This window comes from Castellaniella sp., from assembly GCF_034007085.1.
GTDB lineage: Bacteria > Pseudomonadota > Gammaproteobacteria > Burkholderiales > Burkholderiaceae_B > Castellaniella.
Genome location: NZ_JAVERO010000095.1, coordinates 1 through 8,704 on the forward strand (window position 1 = coordinate 1; position 8,704 = coordinate 8,704).

At 65.0% G+C, this 8,704-nt stretch carries 11 protein-coding genes and 1 pseudogene; 7 read left to right on the plus strand and 5 right to left on the minus strand.

Going from position 1 to position 8,704, the window contains the following annotated elements; translation table 11 throughout:
- Together RBR29_RS08710 and clpS are read right to left on the minus strand one after the other, a co-directional pair.
- Positions 1-1,081: AAA family ATPase (locus RBR29_RS08710; protein ID WP_320348648.1), on the minus strand; the 1,081-nt coding region annotated here is incomplete at its 3' end.
- 120 nt (positions 1,082-1,201) lie between these two features.
- Positions 1,202-1,525: an ATP-dependent Clp protease adapter ClpS gene (clpS, locus tag RBR29_RS08715; RefSeq protein WP_320348649.1), complete on the minus strand. Its 324-nt coding sequence runs from the start codon at positions 1,523-1,525 to the stop codon at positions 1,202-1,204.
- Positions 1,526-1,663: 138 nt separating this feature from the next.
- On the opposite strand from clpS, the gene RBR29_RS08720 reads away from it, so the two are divergent.
- Positions 1,664-1,903 (plus strand): cold-shock protein, encoded by a 240-nt coding sequence (locus tag RBR29_RS08720; protein WP_043683009.1) that lies wholly within the window; start codon positions 1,664-1,666, stop codon positions 1,901-1,903.
- Positions 1,904-1,971: 68 nt separating this feature from the next.
- Complete coding sequence (locus RBR29_RS08725; RefSeq protein ID WP_320348653.1) at positions 1,972-2,433, plus strand: DUF192 domain-containing protein; 462 nt, start codon at positions 1,972-1,974, stop codon at positions 2,431-2,433.
- 21 nt (positions 2,434-2,454) lie between these two features.
- On the opposite strand, the gene RBR29_RS08730 is transcribed toward RBR29_RS08725, so the two are convergent.
- The 3 genes from RBR29_RS08730 to xseA form a co-directional block, all read right to left on the minus strand.
- The gene (locus tag RBR29_RS08730; protein WP_320348654.1) at positions 2,455-3,699 is read right to left on the minus strand and encodes an MFS transporter; all 1,245 of its coding nucleotides are present in this window, start codon (positions 3,697-3,699) and stop codon (positions 2,455-2,457) included.
- Between the two features lie 187 nt (positions 3,700-3,886).
- Positions 3,887-4,465 (minus strand): superoxide dismutase [Fe], encoded by a 579-nt coding sequence (gene sodB, locus RBR29_RS08735; RefSeq protein ID WP_320348655.1) that lies wholly within the window; start codon positions 4,463-4,465, stop codon positions 3,887-3,889.
- 10 nt (positions 4,466-4,475) lie between these two features.
- The gene (xseA, locus tag RBR29_RS08740; protein ID WP_320348657.1) at positions 4,476-5,777 is read right to left on the minus strand and encodes an exodeoxyribonuclease VII large subunit; all 1,302 of its coding nucleotides are present in this window, start codon (positions 5,775-5,777) and stop codon (positions 4,476-4,478) included.
- A gap of 350 nt (positions 5,778-6,127) precedes the next feature.
- On the opposite strand from xseA, the gene RBR29_RS08745 reads away from it, so the two are divergent.
- From RBR29_RS08745 to RBR29_RS08765, 5 genes and pseudogenes are all read left to right on the plus strand, one after another.
- Positions 6,128-6,736, plus strand: a complete 609-nt coding sequence (locus RBR29_RS08745; RefSeq protein ID WP_320348659.1) for a MotA/TolQ/ExbB proton channel family protein — start codon at positions 6,128-6,130, stop codon at positions 6,734-6,736.
- Positions 6,733-7,146, plus strand: a complete 414-nt coding sequence (locus tag RBR29_RS08750) for a biopolymer transporter ExbD (RefSeq protein ID WP_320348661.1) — start codon at positions 6,733-6,735, stop codon at positions 7,144-7,146. Before RBR29_RS08745 ends, RBR29_RS08750 begins: the two co-directional genes overlap by 4 nt.
- A complete protein-coding gene (gene lpxK, locus RBR29_RS08755; RefSeq protein WP_320348662.1) occupies positions 7,143-8,228 on the plus strand; it encodes a tetraacyldisaccharide 4'-kinase in 1,086 nt (361 codons plus the stop codon). The genes RBR29_RS08750 and lpxK overlap by 4 nt, the downstream gene beginning before the upstream one ends.
- Before the next feature lie 122 nt (positions 8,229-8,350).
- Complete coding sequence (locus tag RBR29_RS08760) at positions 8,351-8,536, plus strand: Trm112 family protein (protein ID WP_320348665.1); 186 nt, start codon at positions 8,351-8,353, stop codon at positions 8,534-8,536.
- Between the two features lie 7 nt (positions 8,537-8,543).
- A pseudogene (locus RBR29_RS08765) lies at positions 8,544-8,704 on the plus strand (3-deoxy-manno-octulosonate cytidylyltransferase); the annotation flags it as partial.

Consider the following 8,704-nt stretch of genomic DNA (forward strand, 5'->3'; position numbering starts at 1 on the left):
GGATGGTCTGCTCGACGGTCGGCTCGGGGATGTCGATTTTCTGGAAGCGCCGCGCCAGCGCATGATCCTTTTCGAAAATACCGCGATATTCGGTGTAGGTGGTCGCCCCGATGCACTTCAGGTAGCCGGAGGACAGCGCTGGTTTGAGCAGATTGGAAGCATCCAGCGTGCCCCCTGAGGCAGACCCCGCGCCGATCAGCGTGTGGATCTCATCGATGAACAGGACCGCATGACGATTGTCCTTGAGGGCCTTGAGCACCAGTTTCAGGCGCTGCTCGAAATCGCCCCGATACTTGGTGCCTGCCAGCAGCGCCCCCATGTCCAGCGCATAGACCTGGGTCTCGTGCAGGACTTCGGGCACGTCGCCCTGGGTGATGCGCCAGGCCAGTCCCTCGGCGATGGCCGTCTTGCCGACTCCGGCCTCGCCCACCAGCAGGGGATTGTTCTTGCGCCGGCGGCACAGCACCTGGATGACGCGCTCGACCTCGTCCTCGCGGCCGATCAATGGGTCGATGCGGCCCTTGAGGGCTTCGGCATTCAGATCAGTGGCGTAGGTCTCCAGGGGGGATTTCTGCTGTTCGGATTTCGGGTCGGCGGGGGGCGGTTCGAGGCGCGGATTTTCTGCCGCAGCAGGCTCGTCGGCGACCTTGGTGATGCCGTGGGACAGGTAATTGACCACATCCAGCCGGGACACGCCCTGCTGCACGAGAAAATACACCGCGTGCGAATCCTTTTCTCCGTACATGGCGACCAGCACATTGGCGCCGGTCACGGCATTCTTGCTGGAACCGTTGGAGGACACATGCATGATGGCGCGCTGGATCACGCGCTGGAACCCCAGGGTAGGCTGGGTATCGACCTCGCCTTCGCCTGGAAAGACCGGCGTGTTCTCGACGATGAACTTGCGCAGGTCCTGGCGCAGCAGTTCAATGTCCGCCGCGCAGGCGCGCAGGACTTCGACGGCCGAGGCATTGTCCAGCAGGGACAGCAGCAGATGCTCCACGGTAATGAATTCGTGTCGGGCGGCGCGGGCCTCGACGAACGCCATGTGCAGGCTGACTTCGAGCTCTTCGGAAATCACGCTTCCTCCATTGCATATCGGAGCGGATCAAGCAATCCGTTATGCCTATTCTATGACTAAAACAGCCCGCCGTTTGGCGCCAGGGGACTCGGGATCGTCCCTAGGGAAGCAGGACTGCCATCAAAAAAGCGGCACGGGCTCCATCAGGCATTGCAGGGGGTGCTGATCGGCATGGGCCAGGTGCAGCACGGCATCGACCCGGGTGGCGGCCACGTCGCGCGTGTAGATGCCGCATACCCCCCTGCCCTCGTGGTGGACCTGCAACATGATGCGCTCGGCTTCCGCGCCCCCCTTGTGGAAGACTTGCTGCAACACGCGCACCACGAAATCCATCGGCGTATAGTCATCGTTCAGCAGCACGACCTGATACATCGGCGGCGGCGCAAGGCGCACCGGCACGGCTTCACGCACCAATTGCTGCTGATTTTGAATGGCGGTCGGCATGCGGATCAGAACCTAGTGGTTTCCATAGTTGACTGAATGAGGCGGAATTCAGCATGATCTTCTGTGCGCCACAGGCCGCCCCACCAGGGACGCCCGGGGCCCGTTCAAACCCCACACTATAGTCGAGAGGCAGTTTGCATGTCGGAATCCATCGAAAACACCGGAGAGTCACAAAAGCTGACAGGAACGGTCAAGTGGTTCAATGATGCCAAGGGCTTTGGCTTCATTACCCCCGACAATGGGGGCGAAGACCTTTTTGCACATTTTTCATCCATCCAGATGAACGGCTTCAAGACCTTGAAAGAAGGGCAGAAGGTCGTTTTCGATATCGCGCAAGGTCCGAAAGGCAAACAAGCCCTGAACATCACCGCCGCCTGAACGAGGCCGGAATGTTCCCTTCCATTTTAACGCGATGCGGGGCCCTGGGCGGGCCCTGTTTTTTTGCCTTGACCAGGGGCGGCCCGCAAGCCACGAAACGGACACTTGCTGCGGCCATCCTGCTGCTGGCCGGGATGCTGTGGGGTGCCCTGGCGATGGCGCAACCCCCACTGCCCACCGTGACACTGCAGGTCGGCAAGCGCACCGTCCAGGCCGAATATGCGGCCACGCCCGACACACTGCGTGCGGGGCTGATGCACCGGACTGCGCTGGCGCCTGACGCCGGCATGCTGTTCGAACTGGGCAAGCCGGACATGCACTGCTTCTGGATGAAGAACACCCTCGTTGCCTTGTCCATCGCCTTCATCGACCTGGACGGACGCATCGTCGACATCCAGGACATGCAGCCCCACAGCCTGGATCCTCACTGCCCTGCCACACCCATCGTCCGGGCCCTGGAAATGAATCGGGGCTGGTTCGCCCACGCCGGCGTACGGGTGGGCGACCGGGTCACATTCCAGGCCCCCTGAGACACGCTGGACGCTGCGGGTTCACGACCCCTGCTCTGCAGGCACCGCCCGGTCCTTGCGAACGGCCATCACGGCCAGCGCGGCAAACGCCAGAACGAGCGGCACGAAAGACACCCAGAGCACCCGATCCCAGCCATAGGCGGACAGCAATCCGCCCGACGAGAACGAGCCGACCGCCATCAGGCCGAACACGATGAAGTCATTGAGCGACTGCACGCGGGTCTTTTCCTCGGGCCGGTGGCATTCGAGCACCAGGGCCGAAGCCCCCAGAAAACCGAAATTCCAGCCTACACCCAGCAGGATCAAGGTCGCCCAGAAATGGGGCACGTCCACGCCCCCCAGCCCGATCGCAGCCGACAGGCCGATCATCACCAGGCCCACGGTCACCACGCGGCCGGCGCCCCAGCGTGCGATCAGGCTGCCAGTGAAAAAACTGGGGCCATACATGGCAATCACATGCCACTGCAGCCCCCAATTGGCCAGTTCCTGGGAATGCCCGCACATATGCATCGCCAGCGGCGCAGCGGTCATCAGGAAATTCATCAACAAATAGGATACCGCCCCGCAGATGGCGGCAGCGATGAACTGGGGCTGGCGCACGATCCGCGCCAAAGGCCGCCCGCCTGCGATTTCCCCCGCCGTGGGCAGGGGCAGTCTCACCCCCAGCAGAATCCAGGCAGACAGCAGCGCCACGATGGCCTGCACCAGGAACGTGGCTGCGAAACGATGCGGTGGCCACAGGTCCATCGTGTAGGTGACCAGCTGCGGCCCCACGACGCCTGCGGCCACACCGCCCGCCATCACGAGCGAGAGCGCACGGGCGCGGCGCCCCGGTGCAACACCATCGGCCGCCGCAAAACGGAACGACAGCACCACGGCGGCATAGCCACCGCCAAAGAACGTCGCCAGGCAAAACAGCCAGAAATCGCTCAGCAGGACGGCGCACATCGCCAGCAGACCGGCCAGCACGCCGGCGCCGGTCCCCGCCAGGAACGCAGCCCGTCGACCGCGCCGCCGGGCAAAGGCACCAGCGGGCAGGATGCAGGCCGCCATCCCGACCACGAAGACCGAGATGGGCAGGGTCGCCAACATCGGCGAAGGTGCCAGATGATCGCCAACGATGGCGCCCGTGGCATAGACCACCACGGCATTCGCGCCCGCCAGCGCCTGTGCGACGGCAAGCCGCCAGATGTTTTCGTTCTGGACTTTTTCTGGCAGCAGGTCGGCGGCATCGTCCGCAAGCGCGGCGGAATGGTCATGCGTCATCTTTTTCCTCGATCGAAAAACGGCGGGCGCATCCCTGCGTCCGCCGTCTCCGGGAAGCGGTTCCCAGCCTGGATCCCGTCAGGCCGGGGCCCTGCTCAAATAGCGGCGTCTTTTCATGTCACGCCTTGCAAGGCGACCCGGTTCGACAGGCATGCAATAGTCCTCGGGGGCCATTGCATGGCCGGCATCAGCCAAGATTGGCTGCCGCAAAATCCCAATTCACCAGATTCCAGAAATGTTCAAGATATTTGGGACGGGCGTTGCGATAGTCGATGTAATAGGCGTGTTCCCAGACGTCACAGGTCAGCAGGGCCTTGTCATCCGTATTGACGATGGTGCCGGCGTTGCTGGTGTTGACGATATCCAGGGTGCCGTCGGTCTTCTTGACCAGCCAGGTCCAGCCGGAGCCGAAGTTGCCGGCAGCAGATTGGGTAAAGGCCGCCTTGAAGGCATCCACGCTGCCCCATTTGGCCTCGATGGCCTGACGCAGGGCGCCGGAAGGCTCGCCACCACCCTTAGGGGACAGGCTGTTCCAATAGAACGTGTGGTTCCAGACCTGAGCCGCATTGTTGAACACACCGCCGCTGGACTTGCGGATCACGTCTTCCAGGCTCAGGGAAGCCAGTTCAGTGCCTTCGATCGCCTTGTTCAGGTTCGTCACGTAGGCCTGATGGTGCTTGCCGTAGTGGTATTCCAGCGTTTCCTGAGAAATATGAGGGGCCAGTGCATCCATCGCATAGGGCAGCGGCGGCAGGGTAAAAGCCATGACAGTTCCTTCAAAGAAAATCAGCCCGGGTGACCTCGGCCTGAGCGCGGCCCTGGTCAAATTCGATCTCAATGGGCTCATGAACTTTCAAGTCTAACGCATTTTTGACGATTGTCCCGTCCGCCCGGCGGACCAGAGCATAGCCACGCCCCAGCACCCGATGCGGGTCCAACGCCCCCAGGGCGGCCATGACCGCATCCAGCCGCCGGTGATGGCGCTGCAGCAGCCCATCCAGCCCTGCGGACAAGCGCCCCAGCGCCACGGCAGGGCGCTGCCGGCGTTCCTGCAGCAGACGATCCAGGCCTGACTGCAGCCGCCGGGCAGCAAATTCCAGGCGCTGGCGCCGCAGTTGCAGGCGTTGAGCCGGAGACACAAGCTGGGCCCGGGCCCGGTCCAGCCGGATGGCGGCATGTTCCAGGCGCCGCTGCTGGCTTCGAATGAGCAGATCACGCGCCGCCCGCACACGGCCCAGCACCTGGGCACGATCCTCGCAGCACAGTTCGGCGGCGGCCGTCGGCGTGGGCGCGCGCAGGTCGGCCACGAAATCGGCGATGGTGAAATCCGTCTCGTGTCCCACGCCGCTGATGACCGGAATCGGACAGGCAGCGATGCTGCGCGCCAGGGTTTCGTCATTGAAACACCACAAGTCTTCCAGGCTGCCGCCCCCGCGCACCAGCAGCAGCGTATCGACTTCGGCCCGCGCGACAGCCCGATCCAGCGCGGCACACAGTTGCGACGCCGCCTCGCGCCCCTGGACCTGGGCCGGATAGACGATGACCCGCACATGCGGCGCCCGCCGCGCCATGACCGCAAGCACGTCGCGCAAGGCGGCGGCCGTCAGCGAGGTCACGACGCCTACCGCCCGGGGCAAAACCGGCAACGCACGCCGCCGCGCCGGATCGATCAAGCCTTCGGTGGTGAGCCGGTCGCGCAAACGCAAAAAGGCCTCGTGCAGATCGCCCCGGCCGGCCGGCCGCAGGGACTCGACCTGCACCTGATAGTCCCCCCGAGGCTCATACAGCGAGACCTGGACGCGAAATTCGTAGCGTCCGCCGACCTCGGGCACGAATCCCACGCCCTGGGCCCGCCCCCGGAACATGACTGCGCGCACGGCGGCGGCCTCGTCCTTGATGGAAAAATACCAATGCCCGGAAGCAGCCCGGGTGAAATTGGAAACCTCGCCCGCCACCCAGAGACGCGGCACGCCATCTTCCAGCAATTGCGCCACCCGGCGATTGAGCTGCGAAACGGTCAGGACTGCCTCGCCGGCCGGAAAACCGCTCTCTGCAAGCCTTGAAACAGAAAAACCCATTGAAACCTATCCACAGAAAGCCCTGACTTGTCAAACCCGCCTGTTTTCGGGCCTATCAGGGGGGCACATCAACATTCACATCAAAAACAGGATGCAAGCCATTGATTTTTAATGAATTTAAAATTCACCCCTTGGTGTGCAAAAAATAACCAGTCCAGTACAAAAGGCCATGGAATGCGTGCCTCCGGGCATTTGTACACAGAATTATCCACAGAAATTGTGGATACCATCTGGAAAGCCGCACCCAGACTTGCGCTCCGGCTTTAAAATGCCTCCACGCCGCGCCATCCGGGCGCGTCACCCCCCCCCGCGCGGCCTGCATGCCGCCCGGCCCCAAAAGGATCAGGACTGTGCTGGACACCATTCACGCGGCCGGCTGGCCGATTTGGCTGCTCATCGCCACTTCGGTCATCACGCTGGCGATCATCATAGAACGATTCCTGGCCCTGCGCGCCCGCCAGGTCATGCCGGCAGGCCTGCCCGAACAGGTGCTCGAACTGGTGCGCCGCCAGCAGGACGAGCCCGACGCCGTCCTGCGCCTGGCGCGCGGCAGCCCCATGGGCCGTATCCTTGCGGAAATCGCCGCCCACCGCCACCAGGACGATGCCTGGCGGCTGGCCGCCGTCGAAGCCGTCGGCCGTGACGTTTCCTGGCGCCTGAACCGCTACCTGCCCGCCCTGGCGACGATCTCTGTCATCGCCCCGCTGCTGGGCCTGTTCGGCACCGTCGTGGGCATGATCGAAATCTTCGGCGCCTACGACCCCGCCGGCGGCGACCCGGCCCAGCTGGCTCACGGCATCTCCATCGCGCTCTACAACACCGGATTCGGCATCCTGATCGCCATCCCGGCACTGGCTTTCCACCGTTACTTCCGCTCTCGTGTCGAATACTTTCTGCACACCATGGAGCGCGAGGCCGAAACCCTGAACCGCCTGATCAGCCGGCGCGCCGCAGCATGAATTTCCACCACCGCCGCGCCCATGACGAGCCCGAGATCAATCTGATCCCACTGATTGATGTGCTTCTGGTGATCCTGATCTTCCTGGCGGCCTCGACCTCCTTCACCCGCCACCGCCAACTGCCGGTCGCTCTGCCCCAGGCCCAGGCCCAGGCGCCAGACACGGCCCCCTACCTGGAACTGGCGATCAGCCGCGACGGCCTGTACGCGCTGGATGGTCACTACATCGACGCGACGGACGACTCCGCCTTGGCCGACGGCCTGCGGCAGGCGGCTGCCGGCAAGCCAGACATTGCCCTGCGCATCGACGCCGACGGCCAGGCGACACACGCCGCCGTCGTCCGGGCCCTGGAAGCCGCCCGCCTGGCGCACATCGGCAAAGTCCACTTCCTGACCCAGGCACGACCATGAGCACGCCGGCTCGCATCAGCCGCAGGCTCGAAGACTGCATGCTGGCGATCTGGGGCCGGCGCGGCGCCCTCAGCACACTGCTGCTGCCCCTGTCCTGGCTCTACCGCCTGCTATCGGAACAGCGCTTGCGCGCCCGGGCCCGCACCGCCTGGCGGGCCCCAGTCCCCGTCGCGGTCATCGGCAATATCCTGGTCGGCGGCACCGGCAAGACACCGGTCACGATCGCTGTCTGCCAGGCCCTGCAAGCCCGGGGCTGGCACCCCGGCATCATCAGCCGTGGCTATGGCGCCACCATTGGCCCTGAACCGCACCTGAGCCGCGATGGCGCCAGCGCCGTCCGCCTGGGCGACGAACCCGCGCTGATCCACGGGGCAACCGGCGCGCCCGTCGCCGCCCACCCCAACCGCGCCCGGGCAGCGGCCGCCCTGCTGGCGGCCCATCCGGACGTGGATGTCCTCATCGCCGACGACGGCCTGCAGCACACGGCGCTGGCCCGGGACCTGGAAATCATCGTCCAGGACAGCCGCGGCGTGGGCAACGGGCGCCTGCTGCCCGCCGGCCCACTGCGCGAACGCCCCACCCGGCTGGCCCAGGCCGATTGGCTGATCACCCACCTGTCAGCCAACGAATCCATGCCCCCCTTTCCTGCCGCAAGCCACGTCCCGGCAACCGCGCCGCACACCATCCGCATGCACCTGGAACCAGAATCCGCCTCGCACCTGTCCAGCGGCCGCTCCCTGCCCTGGGCCGCCTGGCGGGCGGAACACCACGCCACTCCCTGCAGCGCAGCAGCAGGCATCGGCCGGCCAGAACGCTTCTTTGCCATGCTGCGCGCCGCCGGCGTCCCCCTCTTGCACACGCTGCGCGTACCCGACCACCGGGCGATCCCTGCAGACGCACTGCATGACCTGCCGCCTCATCCGATCCTGATCACCCCCAAGGACGCCGTGAAATGCGCCCCGCCGCACGACCCCCGCCTGTGGTCCGTGCAAGCCGCCCCGGTCTTTTCCGATCCTGGCTGGCTGGACGCGCTCGACCAGGCATTGCGGACCGCAGCACACCGCCGGACCGGGGAGCCATGAGAACTCCCAGCCCATCCGCCAGGACAGCCGCCTGCCGCACGGGACGTCCGCCAGCAGTCGCACAAGCACCGCAGCAGGCATTACACTCTATGTTCCACCCCTTCCGGATACCCACGCCTCTCATGGAAACCCGTCTGCTGCAGATTCTCGTCTGCCCCATCTGCAAGAGCGCGCTGCGATACGACCGCGACCGCCAGGAACTGGTCTGCGCTGCCGACCGTCTGGCCTATCCCATCCGCGACGGCGTGCCCATCATGCTGCCTGCCGAAGCCCGTTCGCTGGACGAAACGCCGGTACCTGCAGCATGACACGCGCATGAGCTTCATCGTCGTGATCCCGGCGCGGGCCGCATCCACCCGCCTGCCAGGCAAGCCTTTGCTGGACCTGGGCGGCCTGCCGATGGTCGTGCGTACCGCGCAGCAGGCAGCACGCTCGACCGCTGCCCGCGTCCTGATCGCCACCGACCACGCCGATAT

Excerpts from the sequence above, each read along its gene's own strand:
- sodB (WP_320348655.1), bottom strand. The coding sequence starts at position 4,465 with ATGGCTTTTACCCTGCCGCCGCTGCCCTATGCGATGGATGCACTGGCC.
- clpS (WP_320348649.1), bottom strand. The coding sequence starts at position 1,525 with ATGCCGACCGCCATTCAAAATCAGCAGCAATTGGTGCGTGAAGCCGTG.
- RBR29_RS08750 (WP_320348661.1), top strand. The coding sequence starts at position 6,733 with ATGAATTTCCACCACCGCCGCGCCCATGACGAGCCCGAGATCAATCTG.
- RBR29_RS08720 (WP_043683009.1), top strand. The coding sequence starts at position 1,664 with ATGTCGGAATCCATCGAAAACACCGGAGAGTCACAAAAGCTGACAGGA.
- RBR29_RS08760 (WP_320348665.1), top strand. The coding sequence starts at position 8,351 with ATGGAAACCCGTCTGCTGCAGATTCTCGTCTGCCCCATCTGCAAGAGC.
- RBR29_RS08730 (WP_320348654.1), bottom strand. The coding sequence starts at position 3,699 with ATGACGCATGACCATTCCGCCGCGCTTGCGGACGATGCCGCCGACCTG.
- xseA (WP_320348657.1), bottom strand. The coding sequence starts at position 5,777 with ATGGGTTTTTCTGTTTCAAGGCTTGCAGAGAGCGGTTTTCCGGCCGGC.
- lpxK (WP_320348662.1), top strand. The coding sequence starts at position 7,143 with ATGAGCACGCCGGCTCGCATCAGCCGCAGGCTCGAAGACTGCATGCTG.